The organism is Actinomadura syzygii (assembly GCF_008085905.1).
In the GTDB taxonomy this organism is placed as follows: Bacteria; Actinomycetota; Actinomycetes; order Streptosporangiales; family Streptosporangiaceae; genus Spirillospora; species Spirillospora syzygii.
This window is the reverse complement of record NZ_VSFF01000012.1, coordinates 122965-141579: the sequence shown is the minus strand read 5'-3', so window position 1 is coordinate 141579 and position 18615 is coordinate 122965. Positions and strand designations below refer to the sequence as shown.

Sequence of the window (18615 nt, the reverse complement as noted above, 5' to 3'; positions counted from 1 at the left end):
CGGCGGGCTCGGCCGGGCCGACCGGGCGCGCATCGCGCGGACCGGTGTCACGCCGCTCTCCACCGAACTCGGGCTGCGGCTGTTCGACGCGGCGCTCGCGTCCGGCCGGGCCGTGACCGTGCCCGCCGACCTCGCGCTCGGCGCCGTCCGCGACGCTCCGCCGCTGCTGCGCGGCCTGGTCCGCGCGCCGACGCGACGGCAGACCGCGGCGGCCGGATCGGTCTCGGCTCCGGCCCTGGCCGGGCTGCCGTCCGAAGAACAGCGCCGCCTCGTGCTGCGGACGGTCCGTGCCCAGGTGGCGACCGTGCTCGGGCACCCGAAGCCCGACACGATCCCCGCAGCCAGGCCGTTCGTGGACCTGGGGTTCGACTCGCTGACCGGGCTGGAGCTGCGCAACCGGCTGACCACCGCGACCGGCCTCGACCTGCCCGCCTCCCTGGTGTTCGACCATCCGACGCCCGAGGCGCTGGCCGACCACCTGTGGGACGCGCTCCTCGGCCGCCGGGAGCGCGGCGAGGTCAAGACCGCCGTCGCCGCGGACGAGCCGATCGCCGTGGTCGGGATGGCCTGCCGCTACCCCGGCGAGATCGCCGCCCCCGAACAGCTCTGGGACCTCCTCGCCCGTGGCGAACACACCATCACCGACCTGCCCGCCAACCGAGGTTGGGACCTCGACCGGCTCTACCACCCCGACCCCGACCACCCCGGCACCAGCTACACCCGCAAGGGCGGCTTCCTCCACGACGCCGACGCGTTCGACCCGGCCTTCTTCGGCATCGGCCCGCGCGAGGCCGCCGCCATCGACCCCCAGCAGCGGCTCCTCCTGGAGACCGCCTGGGAGGCGATCGAGAACGCCCGCATCGACCCCACCGGCCTCGGCGGCACCGCGACCGGCGTCTACACGGGGATCATGTACGGCGACTACGCCGCCCGCCTCCACGCGACACCCGCCGACTACGAGGGCTACCTCAGCACCGGCAACGCGCCCAGCGTCGCCTCAGGCCGCATCGCCTACACCCTCGGCCTCCAAGGCCCCGCCATCACCATCGACACGGCCTGCTCGTCCTCGCTGGTCGCGACCCACCTGGCCTGCCAGGCTCTGCGGTCCGGGCAGGTGGAACTCGCGCTGGCGGGCGGCGCGACGGTGATGGCCACCCCTACGACGTTCATCGAGTTCAGTCGGCAGCGTGGGCTGGCGCCGGACGGTCTGTGCAAGGCGTTCGCCGACACCGCTGACGGCACCGCTTGGAGCGAAGGCGCCGGGCTGCTCCTGCTGGAGCGGCTCTCCGACGCTCAGCGCAACGGCCACCGGGTCTTGGCGCTCATCCGCGGCTCGGCGATCAACCAGGACGGTGCGAGCAACGGACTGACCGCGCCCAACGGGCCGTCCCAAGAACGAGTCATCCACACCGCACTCACCGACGCGGGCCTCACACCAGCCGACATCGACGCAGTCGAAGCACACGGCACCGGCACCACCCTCGGCGACCCAATCGAAGCCCAAGCCCTCATCAACACCTACGGCCGCGAACGCGACCCCGACCGACCCCTCTGGCTCGGCTCCATCAAATCCAACCTCGGCCACACCCAAGCCGCCGCAGGCGTCGCCGGAATCATCAAGACCATCCTCGCCATCCAGCACCGCACACTCCCGGCAACCCTCCACGTCGACACGCCCACATCCCATGTCCCCTGGGACGACTCCGGGATCCAGCTCCTCGCCGAAGCCCAGCCCTGGCCCGACACCGACCGTCCACGCCGCGCCGCCGTCTCCTCCTTCGGCATCTCCGGCACCAACGCACACATCGTCATCGAACAGGCACCCGAGACGGCAGAGCATGTCGCCGCTACCGGGACGGGGCCGGTGGCCTGGCCGTTCTCCGCCAAGAGCGGCGCCGCCCTGCGCGCCGCGGCGGGACGGCTGCGCGACCTCCCGGCGGACGGGCCCGAGGCGTACGCGGCCGGACACTCGCTGGCCACCACCCGCGCGGCGTTCGAGCACCGCGCGGTCGCCGTGGCGGAAGACGGGGACGGCCTGCGGCGGGCGCTGGCCGCGCTGGAGGCGGGCGAAACCGCGCCCGGCCTGGTCGAGGGCGCGGCCACCGACGTCGGCAGGGTCGCGTTCGTGTTCCCCGGCCAGGGCTCGCAGTGGGAGGGCATGGCGGTCGACCTGCTCGACACCCACGAGGTGTTCCGCGAGCGGCTGCTGGCCTGCGCCGAGGCGCTGGCGCCGCACACCGGCTGGTCGCTGGTCGACGTGCTGCGCGGAACGCCGGGCGCCCCGCCGCTGGACCGGGTCGACGTGGTGCAGCCCGCGCTGTTCGCGGTGATGGTCGCGCTGGCGGAGGCGTGGCGGGCCGCGGGGGTGCGGCCGTCGGCCGTCGTCGGGCATTCGCAGGGCGAGATCGCGGCGGCGTGCGTGGCCGGCGCCCTGTCGCTGGAGGACGCGGCCCGGGTGGTCGCCGTGCGCAGCCGGCTGCTGACCCGGCTGGCGGGCGGGGGCGGCATGGCCTCGGTCGCGCTGCCCGCCGGGACGGTCCGCGAGCGGGTCGCGGGCACCGGCGTGGGCGTCGCGGCCGTCAACGGGCCCGCCGCCACGGTCGTGTCCGGCGACTCGGCGGCGCTCGCCGAGCTGCTGGAGCAGTGGGAGGCCGAGGGAGTACGGGCCCGCCGGATCGCGGTGGACTACGCCTCGCACTCCGCCCAGGTCGAGACCGTCCGCGACGAGCTGATCGCGGAGCTCGGGGACATCGCGCCCCGCCCGGCGGAGACGCTGTTCCTGTCGACGGTGACCGGCGAGGCGCTGGACGGCGCGGAGCTCGACGCCGCGTACTGGTACCGGAACCTGCGCGAGACCGTCGAGCTGGACCGGGCCGTCCGGGCGCTGCTGGCCGACGGGCACGGGCTGTTCGTCGAGACCGCTCCGCATCCGGTGCTCGGGGCGGCGGTCCAGGACACCGTCGAGGACGCGGGCGCGGCGGCGGCCACGGTCGGGTCGCTGCGCCGCGGCGAGGGCGGGCGGCTGAGGTTCGCGCTCTCGGTCGCCGAAGCGTGGACGCGGGGCGCGTCCGTCGACTGGCCCGCGCTGCTCGGCACCTACGGCGCGGCGACGGTCGCGCTGCCGACCTATCCGTTCCAGCGCCGCCGCCACTGGATCGACGGCGGCGGCGCGGGCGACCTCACCGCCGCGGGTCTCGACCCGGCGGAGCACGAACTGCTCGGCGCGGCCGTCCCGGCGGCCGACGGCGCGAGCACGATCCTCACCGGACGCCTGTCAGTGGCGGGTCACGCCTGGCTGGCCGACCACGCCGTCGGCGGAACGGTGCTGCTGCCCGGCACGGCGCTGCTGGAGCTGGCCCTGCACGCGGCCGACCGGACCGGCTGCGGGGAGGTCGAGGAACTGACGGTCGAGGCTCCGCTGCCGCTGCGCGCCGAGGGCGCCGTCCAGGTCCAGGTGGTGGTGGGCGAGGCCGACGGGTCGGGACGGCGGCCGGTCGCGGTGCACGCCCGTCCGGCCGACGGCGCGTGGACGCGGCACGCCTCCGGAACCCTCGCCCCGGGAACCCCGGAGCCGCCCGGCCCCGGCCCGGCGGCCTGGCCTCCGCCCGGCGCCGTCCCCGTGCCGGTCGCCGACGCCTACGACCGGCTCACCGCCGCCGGATACGGCTACGGCCCCGCCTTCCAGGGGCTCGCCGCGGCGTGGCGGGACGGCGACGACCTCTACGCCGAGGCCGTCCTCCCCGAGGACCTGCGGGACCGGACCGCCGGGTTCGGCCTGCACCCGGCCCTGCTCGACGCCGCCCTCCACGCGCTCCCGCTGGACGCGCTCGACCGGGACGGCGCGGACCCGGTCCGGCTGCCGTTCTCCTGGACGGGCGTGCGGCTGCACGCGGTCGGCGCGACCGCCGTCCGGGTGCGGATCACCCGATCCGGCGACGCGGTCGCGCTGGCGGTGTCCGACCCGGCGGGCGGGCCCGTCCTCACCGTCGACTCGCTGGCGACCCGCCCGCTCCCCGCCGGAGGGCCGGTGCCCGCGCCGTCCGGCGCAGCACCGCTGCTCCAACTGGAGTGGCGGCCCGTCATCACGGCTCCGGCCGACGAGCCACCGTCATGGACGCGGCTCACCGCGGGCGAAGACCTCGCCGCCGTACTCGCGGAAGGTCCGCCCGACCTCGTGCTCGCGGACCTCCCGGCCGGGGACACCCCGGACGCCGTGCGCTCGGCCGTGCACCGCGCGCTGGCCCTCGTCCAGGAGTGGGCGGCCGACCCGCGTGCCGCGGCGTCCAAGCTGGTGCTGGTCACGCACGGCGCGACCGGCGACCGGGATCCCGACCCGGCGGGCGCGGCCGTGTGGGGCCTGGTGCGCTCGGCGCAGACGGAGAACCCGGGCCGCTTCGCACTGCTGGACCTGCCCCCCGGAACGCCGGATCCCTCCGACGAGGTCGTGGTCGCGGCACTGTCCCGTGGCGAGGACCAGATCGCCCTGCACGGGGAGGACCCGACCGTCCCGGCGCTCGCCCGCGTGAGCACCGGCGACCGACTCGTCCCGCCCGCCGGGACGGCGGCCTGGCGGCTGGGCGTCACCGCCGCGGGCACCCTGGAGAACCTGGCGCTGCTGCCCTGCCCGGAGGTTCTGGAGCCGCTGGAGGCGGGGCAGGTCCGGGTGGGGGTGCGCGCGGCGGGCCTCAACTTCCGGGACGCGCTGATCGCGCTGGGCCTCTACCCCCTGGAGGCCGAGATCGGCGGGGAGGCGGCCGGGATCGTCCTGGAGGCGGGGCCCGGCGTGACGCGGGTGGCGCCCGGGGACCCGGTCATGGGCCTGTTCCCCGGCGGCGCCGGGCCGCTGGCCGTCACCGACCAGCGGTACCTGGCGCGGATCCCGGACGGCTGGACGTTCGCGGAGGCCGCGGCGGTCTCCGTGGTCTACCTGACCGCCTTCCTCGGCCTGGTCGACCTGGCCGGGATCAGGCCCGGCGAGCGGCTGCTGCTGCACGCCGCGACCGGCGGCGTCGGCATGGCGACGCTGCGGCTGGCCCGGCACTGGGGCGTGGAGGTGTTCGCGACGGCCAGCCCCGGCAAGTGGGACGTGCTGCGCTCGCTCGGACCCGACGACGAGCACATCGCCTCGTCGCGGAGCCTGGACTTCGCCGCCAAGTTCCTGGAGGCGACCGGCGGTGGGGGCGTCGACGTCGTCCTGAACTCCCTCTCCGGGGAGTACGTGGACGCCTCGCTACGGCTGCTGCCGCGAGGCGGCCGGTTCCTGGAGATGGGCAAGACCGACGTCCGGGACGCCGACGCGATCGCCGCCGCGCACCCGGGGGTGGTCTACCGGGCGTTCGACCTGATGTCGGCCGGACCCGACCGGATCGCCGAGATGCTCGACGAGCTGCACCCGCTCTTCGCCGACGGGACGCTCGCCCCCCTGCCGGTCACCGCCTACGAGGTCCGGCGGGCGCCCGAGGCGCTGCGGTTCCTCTCCCAGGCCCGGCACGTCGGCAAGCTCGCGCTGACCGTCTCCGGGCTGTCCGGCGCGGGGACCGTCCTCGTCACCGGCGGCACCGGCACCCTCGGCGGGATCGTCGCGCGGCACCTGGTCACCGCGCACGGCGTGCGGCGGCTGCTGCTCATCGGGCGCCGGGGCCCGGAGGCGCCGGGCGCGGCCGAGTCGTCCGCCGAGCTGGAGGCGCTCGGCGCGCGGGTGACCGTCGCGGCCTGCGACGCCGCCGACCGGGACGCCCTGGCGGCGCTGCTCGCCGAGCACCCGGTCGGGGCCGTCGTGCACGCCGCGGGCGTCCTCGACGACGGCCTGGTGGAGGCGCTGACCCCCGACCGGGTGGACGCGGTGCTGCGGCCGAAGGTCGACGCGGCCTGGAACCTGCACGACCTCACCCGGGACATGGACCTCACCGCGTTCGTGCTGTTCTCCTCGGCCGCTGGGACGCTCGGCGGCCCGGCGCAGGGCGGCTACGCCGCCGCCAACGCGGCGCTCGACGCGCTCGCCCGGGCGCGGCGCGCGCGGGGCCTGCCCGCCGTGTCGCTCGCCTGGGGCCTGTGGGCCGAGGCCAGCGGCATGACCCGGCACCTGACCGGCGCCGACCACGCCCGGCTGGCCAGGACCGGCATGCTGCCGCTGCCGACCGGGGAGGCCCTGGCGCTGCTGGACGCGGCGCTCGCGGCCGAGCCCGCGGTGACCTTCCCGGTGAAGGTGGACGCGGCGGCGGTGCGGGACGCCGCCACGGCCGGCACGCTGCCGCCGCTGCTGCGCGGGCTGGCCGAAGGGCCTCCCCGCCGGGTCGCGGCCGTCGCCGCGACCGCCGGTCCGGCACTGGCCGAACGGCTCACCGGGCTGACCCCGCCCGAACGCGACCGGCTGCTCCTCGACCTGGTCAGGTCGAACGCCGCGACCGTGCTGGGGCTGGCTCCGGGCGACGTCGGCGCCGAACGTCCGTTCAAGGAGCTCGGGTTCGACTCGCTGGGCTCGGTTGAGCTGCGCAACCGGCTCAACGCCGCCTCCGGGCTGCGGCTGCCGGCCACGCTCGTGTTCGACCACCCGACCCCGGCCGCCGTCACCGCGTACCTGCGGGGCGAGCTCGGCGCCGACGAGGCCCCGGGATCCGCGGCGCTGCTGGCCGAACTGGACCGCATCGCCGCCGAGCTGGACCGGCTGCCGCCCGGCGACGACGCCGGTCCCGCGGTCACCCGGCGGCTGCAGTCCCTGCTGTGGAGCTGGACCGACCGGGCGGGCGGCTCCGGCGCTGACGCCCTGGACGCCGATGCCCTGGACGCCGACCCCCTGGACGGCGGCGAACCCGAGCCCGCCTCCGACGACGACCTTTTCTCGGCCCTGGACCGGCTCGGGGCCGTCTCGGGGCCGTCTCGCTCGACGACTGACGCCACCAGACCCCACGGGAGCACCCGGTGAACGACGAGACCAGCAACGCGGACAAGCTGCGCGCCTATCTCCGGCGGGCGACGAACGACCTGAAGGTGGCGCACCGGCGGATCCGCGAGACCGAGGACAGGGACTCGGCGCCGATCGCGATCGTCGCGATGAGCTGCCGCTTCCCCGGCGACGTCACGACGCCGGAGGAGCTGTGGGACCTGGTGGCGCGGGGCGGCGACGCCATCGGCGCGTTCCCGTCCGGCCGGGGCTGGGACGTCGAGGACCTCTTCGACCCCGACCCCGACCGGCCGGGCCGCACCTACACCCGGCACGGCGGGTTCCTGTACGACGCCGCGGAGTTCGACGCCGGGCTCTTCGGGATCAGCCCGCGCGAGGCGCTGGCCGCCGACCCCCAGCAGCGGCTGCTGCTGGAGACCTCGTGGGAGGCGTTCGAGCGGGCGGGCCTGGACCGGGCCGCGCTGCGGGGCGGCCGGACGGGCGTGTTCACCGGGGTGATCTCGCAGAGCTACGCACCGCGCCGGGACGAGATCCCCGACGACGTCGGCGGCTACCTGCTGACCGGGAACACGAGCAGCGTCGCCTCCGGCCGCATCGCCTACACCTTCGGGCTGGAGGGCCCCGCCATCACCGTCGACACGGCGTGCTCGTCCTCGCTGGTCGCGATCCACCTGGCCGTGCGGGCGCTGCGGCGCGGGGAGTGCGACCTGGCGCTCGCCGGGGGCGCGACCGTGATGGCCGCGCCGGACGTCTTCGTGGAGTTCAGCCGCCAGCGCGGCCTCTCCCCGGACGGGCGGTGCCGCGCGTTCTCCGACGCGGCCGACGGCACCGGGTTCGCCGAGGGCGTCGGGCTGCTCGTGCTGGAGCGGCTGAGCGCCGCGGAGCGCGCGGGCCACCCGGTGCTGGCGGTGATCCGGGGCTCGGCGGTCAACCAGGACGGCGCGAGCAACGGCCTGACCGCGCCCAACGGCCCGTCGCAGGAGCGGGTGATCCGGGAGGCGCTCGCCGACGCGCGGGTCTCCCCCGCCGGGATCGACGCCGTGGAGGGCCACGGGACCGGGACCACGCTCGGCGACCCGATCGAGATCCGGGCCCTGATGTCGGCCTACGGCGCCGAGCGCCCGGCCGACCGGCCGCTGTGGCTCGGCTCGGTCAAGTCCAACATCGGGCACACCCAGGCCGCCGCCGGGGTCGCCGGGGTGATCAAGATGGTCATGGCGATGCGCGACCGGACGCTCCCGCGCACGCTGCACGCGGACCGTCCCACCCGGCACGTCGACTGGGCGGGCCGGCCCGTGTCCCTGCTGAGCGAGGAGAGGTCCTGGCCGCGGGGCGACCGGCCGCGCCGGGCCGCGGTGTCCTCGTTCGGCGTGAGCGGCACCAACGCGCACATCATCCTTGAGGAGGCCGGAGAGCCCGCGCCCGTCGACGAGACCGAGCACGCCGGGACCGGGGCGCAGGCCGTCGCCTGGCCGGTGTCCGGACGGGGCGAGACCGCGCTGCGCGCACACGCGGGACGCCTGCGGGACCGGATCGAGGCCGACCCCGGCCTGGCCCCGTCCGACGTCGCCCGCACCCTCGCGCGCCGGACTCCGCTGGACGATCGGGCGGTGGTGGTGGGCGAGGACCGCGACGAACTGCTGCGGGGCCTGTCCGCCCTGGCCGCCGGGGAGCCCGCGCCGAACCTGATCCGGGGCACCGCCGACACCGACCGGGTCAACGGCGGCGGGACGGTGTTCGTGTTCCCCGGCCAGGGCTCGCAATGGCTCGGCATGGGTCTGGGCCTGCTGGAAGCCTCCCCGGCGTTCGCCCGGTACCTGAAGGACTGCGCCGAGGCGTTGGAACCGCACACCGGGTGGAACCTCATCGACGTCCTGCGCCAGACGCCTGGCGCGCCCACACTCGACCGCGTCGACGTCGTCCAACCCGCCCTGTTCGCCGTCATGGTCTCCCTGGCCCACCTGTGGCGTTCCTTGGGCATCGAGCCCGACGCCGTCATCGGCCATTCCCAGGGTGAGATCGCCGCCGCTCACACCGCGGGCGCCCTCACCCTCTCCGACGCCGCCCGCATCGTCGCCCTGCGCAGCCACGCCCTCCTGGACATCACCGGGCACGGCGGCATGGTCTCGCTCGCCCTCCCCGCATACCAGGCAGCCCAACTCCTGGCCCCCTACGGCGACCGGCTCACCATCGCCGCAACCAACGGGCCCACCACCACCGTCATCTCCGGCGACGCGTCCGCCCTCGACGATCTCCTGACCGTCTGCGAAACCCGTGACATCCGCGCCCGCCGAATCCCGGTGGACTACGCCTCGCACTCACCGCACGTCGACGCCCTGACCGACCACCTCCGCCAGATCCTGGGCGGCATCACTCCCCAGCCACCGCAGATCCCCTTCTACTCCACCCTCACCACCACTCCGCACACCCGCTTCGACACCGACTACTGGATCCAGAACCTCCGCCAACCCGTCCAGTTTCAGCAGACCGTCCACACCCTCCTCGAACATGGGCACCACACCTTCGTCGAGTGCAGCCCCCACCCCGTCCTGACCGCTCCCATCGCGGAGACCGCCGAACACTTCGGCGACGCCGCCGGGCAGGTCACCGCCACCGGCACCCTCCGCCGCGACGACGACACCTGGCCCCGCGTCCTCGCCTCCCTCGCCGACCTCCACACCCACGGCACCGCCGTCGACTGGACGGGACTGCCGGGAGCCGAGCGGGGACGGCTCGTCGGCCTGCCGACCTATCCGTTCCAGCGCCGGAGCTACTGGCTCACCCCTTCGGCGGCGGGCGGCGACGTCACGACGGCGGGGCTGGCGGACGTGGGCCATCCGCTGCTCCGCGCCGCCGTCGAACTGGCGGACAACGGCGACCTGGTCCTCACCGGCCGGATCTCCGCGCGCACCCACCCGTGGCTGGCCGACCACACCGTCGGCGGGCGGATCCTGCTGCCCGGCACCGCGTTCGTCGAGCTGGCGCTGCACGCGGCCGACCTCGCCGGATGCGACGAGGTCGAGGAGCTGACCCTGCACGCGCCCCTCGTGCTGCCCGAGAACGGCACGGTGCGGCTCCAGATCGTCGTCACCGCGGAGGGCGAGCACGGGCGGCGCGAGGTGCGGGTGCACTCCGGCCGCGCCGACGGATCCGGCAACGGGCCCTGGGTCCACCACGCCTCCGGCACGCTGCTGCGCGCGGCCGCCGGGGAGCCGGAGGAGGGCCCGGCCGCCTGGCCGCCGCCCGGCGCGGAGCCCGTGGACGTGCGGGACCTGTACCCGCAGCTGGCCGAGCGCGGCCTCGGCTACGGCCCCGCCTTCCAGAACGTCACGGCGGCCTGGCGGGACGGCGAGACCCTGTACGCCGCCGCGACGCTCCCCGAGGACCGGCGATCGGACGGCTTCGGCATCCACCCCGCCCTCCTCGACGCCGCCCTGCACCCGCTCGCCGCGCGGGGCGACACCGGCCGGATCATGCTGCCGTTCTCCTGGACGGGGGTCCGTCTGCACGCCGCGCAAGCGTCGTCGGTGCGCGTCCGGCTCGCCCCGGCGGGCGCGGACGCGGTGGCGGTCGCCGTCACCGACCCGGCGGGGGCGCCGGTGTTCACCGCCCGGTCCCTGGTCGTCCGAGGCGTGGAGGCGGACCGGGTCGGCGCGGCGTCCGCCGCGTCCGATCCGCTGCTGCGCCTGGCGTGGAGACCGCTGCCGCCGTCGGCGTCTCCGGAACCGCCCGCGCCGCGCACCGCGGTCCTGGGCGAGGACGTCTTCGGCTTCGGGGTCCCGGTCGTCCAGGACCTCGACGCGGCCTCCGACGCCGACCTGGTGTTGGCGCCGGTCCCGCCGGGGCAGGACGTCCGCGCCGCGACGGGCGCCGTCCTGCGCCTGCTGCAGGACTGGCCGACCGGCGACCCGCAGGCGCGGCTCGCGGTCGTCACGCGCGGCGCGGTCCGCGCGGACGGCGGCGAGCGCGGTGGGGACCCGGCCGCCGCCGCGGTCTGGGGCCTGGTGCGCAGTGCCCAGTCGGAGTCCCCCGGCCGGTTCGCGCTGATCGACCTGGACGACGTCCCGGCGCCCGGGACGCTCGGCGCGCTGCCCGAGGACGAACCGCAGGTGGCGCTCCGGCGGGGACGGGCGTACGTGCCGCGCCTCGTCCCGGCCGGGAACGACGACCTTCTGAAGCCTCCGGCGGACGAACCCTGGCGGCTCACGGTCGCCGAGCCCGGCACCGTCGAGAACCTGGCCCCGCGCCCCGCGCTGGAGACGGCGCGGCCCCTCGCGGACGGCGAGGTCCGGGTGGGCGTGCGCGCCGCGGGCGTCAACTTCCGCGACGTCCTCATCGCGCTCGGCGTGTATCCGGGCGAGGCGCGGATCGGCAGCGAGATCGCCGGAGTCGTGCTGGAGACCGGCCCCGGCGCCGACGACCTGCGGCCCGGCGACCGGGTGATGGGCATGGCGGACGGCGGCACCGGCCCGATCGCGGTCACCGACCGGCGCCTGCTCGCCCCCGTCCCGGACGGCTGGACGTTCGCGCAGGCCGCCACGGTGCCGGTCGCGTTCCTCACCGCCTACCACGGACTGTTCGACCTGGCCGGGCTGAGCGCCGGCGAATCCGTGCTGGTGCACGCGGCGGCGGGCGGCGTCGGGATGGCCGCCGTCCAGCTCGCCCGGCACCGGGGCGCCGAGGTGTTCGCGACGGCGAGCCCCGCCAAGCACGCCGTGCTCCGTGAGCAAGGGCTTGAGCGGATCGCCTCGTCCCGCACGACGGAGTTCGCCGACCTGTTCCTGGAGGCGACCGGCGGCCGCGGCGTGGACGTCGTGCTCAACTCCCTGACCGGCGAGCACGTCGACGCCTCGCTGCGGCTGCTGCCGTCCGGCGGCCGGTTCGTCGAGATCGGCAAGGCGGACGTGCGCGACCCCGCCGACATCACCGGCGTCGACTACCGGGCGTTCGACCTGATCGACGCGGGACCCGACCGGATCGCCGAGATGCTGGCCGAGCTGGTGCCGCTCTTCGCCGCCGGGGCGCTGCGGCCCCTGCCGCTCACCGCGTGGGACGTCCGCGCGGCCCGGGAGGCGTTCCGGCACGTCGCGCAGGCCCGGCACACCGGCAAGGTCGTGCTGACCGTGCCCGCCCCGCTCGACCCCGCCGGAACCGTCCTGGTCACCGGCGGCACCGGCACGCTCGGCGCGCTCACCGCGCGCCACCTGGTCACCCGGCACGGGGTGCGCCGACTGGTCCTCGCCGGCCGCTCCGGCCTCGCCTCGAAGGGGGCGGCGGAGCTGGCCGCCGCGTTGCGGGACCTCGGCGCCGAGGTGGAGATCGCCGCCTGCGACGTCGCCGACCGGGACGCGCTCGCCGCGCTGCTGGCCGCGATCCCCGCCGAGCGTCCCCTCACGGCGGTGGTGCACGCCGCCGGGACCCTCGCCGACGGCACGATCGGCTCGCTCACCCCGGACCGGCTTGACGCGGTGCTGCGCCCGAAGGCCGACGCCGCCTCCCACCTGCACGAACTGACCCGCGACCTCGACCTCGCGGCGTTCGTGCTCTACTCCTCGGTCGCCGCCGTGCTGGGCAATCCGGGCCAGGGCAACTACGCCGCGGCCAACGCGTTCCTCGACCGGCTCGCCGAGGCCCGCCGCCGCGAGGGCCTCGCGGCGACCTCGATCGGCTGGGGCCTGTGGGAGGAGACCAGCGACCTCACCGGGAGCCTCGACTCGGACGGGCGCGCCCGCCTCCGCCGCGGCGGCCTGCTGCCGCTGCCCACCGACGCCGCCCTGGCGCTGCTCGACGCGGCGCTCGCGGACGGCTCGGCCGCGGTGACGGCCGTCCGGTTCGACGCGTCCCGGCTCCGCGGCCGGGCCCCGGCGCCGGTGCTGCGCGAGCTGGCGGGCAGGCCCGCCCGGCGCAGCGCGGCGGGAGAGGGCGCGGCCACGTCGCTGCGCGAGCGCCTGGCGGCGGTGCCCGAGGCCGACCGGCGGGAGATCGTGCTCGGCCTCGTCCGCCGGGAGGCGGCGGCCGTGCTCGGGCACACCGGCACCGACGCGATCTCCGCGAGCCGGCCGTTCAAGGAGACCGGATTCGACTCGCTCACCGCCGTGGAGCTGCGCAACCGGCTGAGCGCCGCGACCGGGCTGCGGCTGCCCGCGACGCTGGTCTTCGACCATCCGAACCCGGCCGCGCTCGCCGCCCATGTGCTCGCCGAGGCCGCCGGGGACGCCGCCGCCCCGGCCGCGCCCGTCCCGGCGCGGGCCGCCGCCTCCGACGACGACGAGCCGATCGCCATCATCGGGATGGCGTGCCGCTACCCCGGCGGCGTCACCGGCCCGGACGACCTGTGGGAGGTGCTCGCCGCGGGCCGCCACACCATCACCGACTTCCCCGGCGACCGCGGCTGGGACCTCGACCGGTTCTTCGACGCCGACCCCGAGCGGCACGGTACCAGCTACACCCGCAAGGGCGGATTCCTGGACGGCGCCGACCGGTTCGACGCGGCGTTCTTCAACATCTCCCCCCGCGAGGCCACCGCCATCGACCCGCAGCAGCGGCTCCTGCTGGAGACCGCCTGGGAGGCGATCGAGAACGCCCGCATCGACCCGTCCAGCCTCGGCGGCTCCGCCACCGGCGTGTTCACCGGCGTCATCGCCCAGCAGTACGCGCCGCGGCGGCACTCCGGCTTCGAGGATCTGGAGGGCTACTTCGTCACCGGGAACACCGGCAGCGTCGCGTCCGGGCGCATCGCCTACACGCTCGGGCTGGAGGGGCCCGCGGTCACCGTCGACACGGCGTGCTCGTCCTCGCTGGTGGCGATGCACCTCGCCGCCCGCGCCCTGCGGGCGGGGGAATGCGCGCTGGCGCTGGCGGGCGGCGCGACCGTGATGGCCACACCGTCGATCTTCGTGGAGTTCAGCCGGCAGCGCGGACTCGCCGCCGACGGGCACTGCAAGCCGTTCGCGGCGGCGGCCGACGGCACCGCCTTCGCCGAGGGCGCGGGCCTGGTCCTGCTGGAGCGCCTGTCGGACGCCCGGCGGCTCGGCCACCCGGTGCTGGCGGTGATCCGGGCCTCCGCGATCAACCAGGACGGCGCCAGCAACGGACTCACCGCGCCCAACGGGCCGTCCCAAGAGCGGCTGATCCACCGCGCGCTCGCCGACGCCGGTCTCGGCACCGACGACGTCGACGTCGTCGAAGCACACGGCACCGGCACGACTCTCGGCGACCCCATCGAAGCCCAAGCCCTCATCAACACCTACGGCCGACACCGCGACCCCGGCAAACCCCTCTGGCTCGGATCCATCAAGTCCAACATCGGGCACACGCAGGCCGCCGCGGGCGTCGCCGGGGTGATCAAGATGGCGCTCGCGCTCCAGCACGGGACCCTTCCGGCCACGTTGAACATCGACGCGCCCAGCCCGCACGTCGACTGGTCGGCGGGCGCGGTGTCCCCGCTCACCGAGCCGCGGCCCTGGCCGCGCGGCGACCGGCCACGCCGGGGCGCGGTGTCCTCGTTCGGGATCAGCGGGACCAACTGCCACATCATCATCGAAGAGCCGCCGGCGGCGCCGGACGAGGCGTCCGCCGCGACGGAGCCCGCGCCGGGATCGATGCTGCCGGTCTCGGGCCGGACCGAGGAGGCCCTGCGCGCCCAGGCCGTGCGCCTGCGCGCCCATCTGGCCCGGCACCCGGAGCTGGAGCTCGCCGCCGTGAGCCGGACGCTCGCGACCGGACGCGCCCACCTTCCCCACCGAGCGGTCGTGGTGGGTGAGGACCGTGAGGAAATCCTGCGCGCGCTATCCGCGCTCGCCGCCGGGGAGCCCGCTCCGAACCTGATCCAGGGCACCGCCGCCGAAGGCGACCACGGCGCCGGGCGGACGGTGTTCGTGTTCCCCGGCCAGGGCTCGCAATGGCCCGGGATGGGTCTGGGGCTGCTCGACACCTCCCCGGTGTTCGCCCAGCACATGCGGGCCTGCGCGCAGGCCCTGCGACCCCACGTCGACTGGGACCTCATCGACGTCCTGCGTCAGACGCCCGGCGCGCCCACACTCGACCGCGTCGACGTCGTCCAACCCGCATTGTTCGCCGTCATGGCCTCCCTGGCCCACCTGTGGCGTTCCTTGGGCGTCCACCCGGACGCCGTCGTCGGCCACTCCCAGGGTGAGATCGCCGCCGCCTACACCGCGGGCGCCCTCAGCCTCCCCGACGCCGCACGCATCGTCGCCCTGCGTTCGCAGGCCCTTCTGACCATCACCGGGCACGGCGGCATGGCGTCCATCAGCCTGGCCGCCGACCAGGTCACCCAGCTCCTGGCCCCCTACGACGGCCGGCTCACCATCGCCGCCGCCAACGGGCCCACCACCACCGTCATCTCCGGCGACGCGCCCGCCCTCGACGACCTCCTGACCACCTGCGAGACCCGCGACATCCGCGCCCGCCGCATCCCCGTCGACTACGCCTCACACTCACCACACGTCGACGCCCTGACCGACCACCTCCGCCAGATCCTGGGCGGCATCACTCCCCAGCCACCCCAGATCCCCTTCTACTCCACCCTCACCACCACCCCGCACACCCACCTCGACACCGACTACTGGATCAACAACCTCCGCCAACCCGTCCAGTTCCAGCAGACCATCCACACCCTCCTCGAAGACGGACACCACACCTTCGTCGAATGCAGCCCCCACCCGGCGCTCACCAGCCCGACCACCGAGACCGCCGAGACCGCCGACCGGCGCGTCACCGCCACCGGCACCCTCCGCCGCAACGACGACACCTGGACCCGGGTCCACGCCTCCCTGGCGCACCTTCACACCCACGGCGCCACCCTCGACTGGCGCCGCCTCGCACCGTCCGCGCGGACCACCGACCTGCCCACCTATCCGTTCCAGCGGACGCGGTACTGGCTGGACTCCCGGGAGACCGGCGACGCCGCGGGCCTGGGCCTGGAGGTCGCCGGGCATCCGCTCCTCGGCGCCGCCACCGAGCTGCCGGAGGACCGGGGCGTGCTGCTCACCGGGACGCTCTCGGCCGCCACCCATCCGTGGCTGGCCGACCACGCCGTCGACGGGACGGTCCTGCTGCCCGGCGCCGCGCTCGTCGAACTGGCGCTTGAGGCCGGGCGCCGCTGCGGGCACGACGCGGTCGCCGAGCTGACCCTGGAGGCGCCGCTGCTGCTGCCCGACCAGGGCGCCGTCCAGATCCAGGTGAACGTCGGCGAGACCGGTGAGCGGGGCCGACCGGTGTCCGTCCACTCGCGTCCGTCGGACGGGGTCTCCTGGACGCGGCACGCCACCGGGACGCTCACCGACGACACCCCGGCTGAGGACGCCGTGACCGACGCCGTGTGGCCGCCGGAAGGGGCCGTCCCCGTCGAGCTCGACGACCTGTACCCCCGGCTGGCCGATCGCGGCTACGAGTACGGGCCTCGGTTCCAGGGGCTCAAGGCCGCCTGGCGGCGCGGCGGGGAGGTCTTCGCCGAGGTCGCGGTCCCCGAGCCGTCCCCCGGCGGGTTCGGCGTGGACCCCGCGCTGCTGGACGCGGCGCTGCAACCGCTCGCCCTGGAGGCGCTGGAGGACGGCGGCGACGACGGCTCGGTCCGCCTCCCCTTCGTCTGGAGCGGAGTGCGCCGGCACGCCGACGGGCCGACGGCCGCCCGCGTACGGCTGGCGCCCGCGGGCGAGGACACCGTGACGGTGCGCGTCGCCGACACGTCGGGCCGCCCGGTCCTGTCCGTCGAGGCGCTGACGATCCGCTCGGTCTCCCGCGAACGGACCATGACCGGCTCCGGCGACACCCTGTACCACGTCGAATGGCGCCGGGCCTCCGGGAGCGGGTCGCCGCCGTCCGGCGAGACGGTCCTGCTCGGCGGCGAGGCGGGCGCCCGCGACGGCCGCACCGTCCACGGCGACCTGTCCGGGCTGCGGGCGGCCCTGGACGGCGGCGTGCCCGCTCCGGCGGTCGCGCTGTGGACGGTGTCGTCCCAGCCGGGCGAGGACCCGGCCTCCGCCGCGCGGCGGACGGCCGCCGAGACGCTGGCGCTGCTCCAGGACTGGCTCGCCGACGAGCGGCTGTCCAGGACGCGCCTGGTCGCCGTGACCCGCGGCGCGACGGCCGCGCTGCCCGGCGAGACCGTCGCCGACCCGGCCGCCGCCGCGGTGTGGGGCCTGCTGAGAACCGCGCAGAACGAGCACCCCGGCCGGTTCGGGCTGCTCGACGCGGACGACGCCGACCCGGCCCGCTGGCCGGTGCCGCTCACCGCTGACGAGCCCCAGCTCGCCCTGCGCGACGGGACGGCGTACGTGCCCCGGCTGGCGCCGCTCACCGCGCCCGCCGCGCCGGGCATGGCCGCCGACCCCGACTGCACGGTCCTCATCACCGGCGGCACCGGCGCCCTCGGCGCGCTGCTGGCCCGCCATCTGGTCGTCAGCCACGGCGTGCGCACGCTCCTGCTGGTCAGCCGACGCGGCCCGGACGCGCCCGGCGCCGCGGACCTGGCCCGCGAGCTGACCGAGCTCGGCGCGAAACCGCGGATCGCCGCGTGCGACGTCGGCGACCGCGACGCCCTGGCCGAGCTGCTGGCGTCGATCCCGCCGGAGCATCCGCTCCGCTCGGTCGTGCACACCGCGGGCGCGCTGGACGACGGCGTCCTCACCGGGCAGGCGCCGGAGCGGATCGCCGCCGTCCTGCGTCCGAAGGCCGAGGCCGCCTGGCACCTGCACGAGCTGACCCGCGACGCGGACCTGGCGTCGTTCGTGCTGTTCTCCTCCGCCGCCGGGGTCCTCGGCAACCCGGGCCAGGGCGGCTACGCCGCCGCCAACGCCTGCCTCGACGCCCTCGCCCAGCACCGGGCGGCGCTCGGGCTGCCCGCGACGTCGATCGCGTGGGGACTGTGGGCCGGGTCCGAGGGAGCCGAGGGCATGGCCGGCGGGCTCGACGCGGCCGACCGGCGGCGGCTGCGCAGGCACGGGCTGCTGCCGCTCCCGGTCAAGCGGGGCCTGGCGCTCTACGACGCCGCGCTGGCGGCCGGGCGGCCGGACGTGGCCGCCGTCCGGCTGGACCTGGTGGCGCTGCGCGGCGGGACGGGCGACCCGCCCGCGATCCTGAGCGGCCTGGTGCGCAGAGCGGCCCGCGCCGTCCAGGATCCGGCGGGCGCGCCGCGACTCGCCGAACGGCTGGCGGGCCGATCCGCGCGGGAGCGGCGAGGGCTGCTGCTCGACGTGGTGCGCGAGCACGTGGGAGCCGTCCTCGGCCGGTCCGACGCCGGGGCGATCGACGCCGACGGCGCCTTCAAGGAGCTCGGGTTCGACTCGCTGACCGCCGTGGAGCTGCGCAACTCGCTCGCCGCCGCGACCGGGCTGCGGCTGCCCGCCATGTTGGTCTTCGACCACCCGAACCCGGGCGCCCTCGCCGGATACCTGGCCGGGGAACTGGCGCCCGCGCCGGAGGAGGGCCTCCCGGCGGTCCTCGCCGAGCTGGACCGGCTGGAGGCGACGCTGACCGCGTCGACCGTCGTCGACGACGCGCGGCCGGAGATCACCATTCGGCTGCGCGGGCTGCTGGCCCGCTGGACCGACGGCGGCTCCCCCGGCGCCGCTCCCGCCGACGTCGGCGGGCGGCTGCGGGAGGCCAGCGCGGCAGAGGTCCTGGACTTCATCGACAAGGAGCTCGGGCGCGCCCTGAGCTGAGCGCCCAGAGCACGGGGCTGGAAGAGAAGAGAT

General features: G+C 76.3%; 2 protein-coding genes (1 of these 2 only partly in view). Both read left to right on the top strand.

Annotation, left to right across the window (positions count from 1 at the left end):
- A protein-coding gene (locus tag FXF65_RS30780; protein WP_148353566.1) for a type I polyketide synthase crosses the window boundary here: on the top strand, positions 1-6922 show its 3' portion. The gene continues 4610 nt to the left of window position 1, outside the view; 6922 of the gene's 11532 nt are visible here — the last part of the coding sequence; its start codon lies beyond the left edge, outside the window; its stop codon occupies positions 6920-6922.
- Positions 6919-18582 (top strand): type I polyketide synthase, encoded by an 11664-nt coding sequence (locus FXF65_RS45985; RefSeq protein WP_148353565.1) that lies wholly within the window; start codon positions 6919-6921, stop codon positions 18580-18582. Before FXF65_RS30780 ends, FXF65_RS45985 begins: the two co-directional genes overlap by 4 nt.
- Positions 18583-18615: the final 33 nt, after the last annotated feature.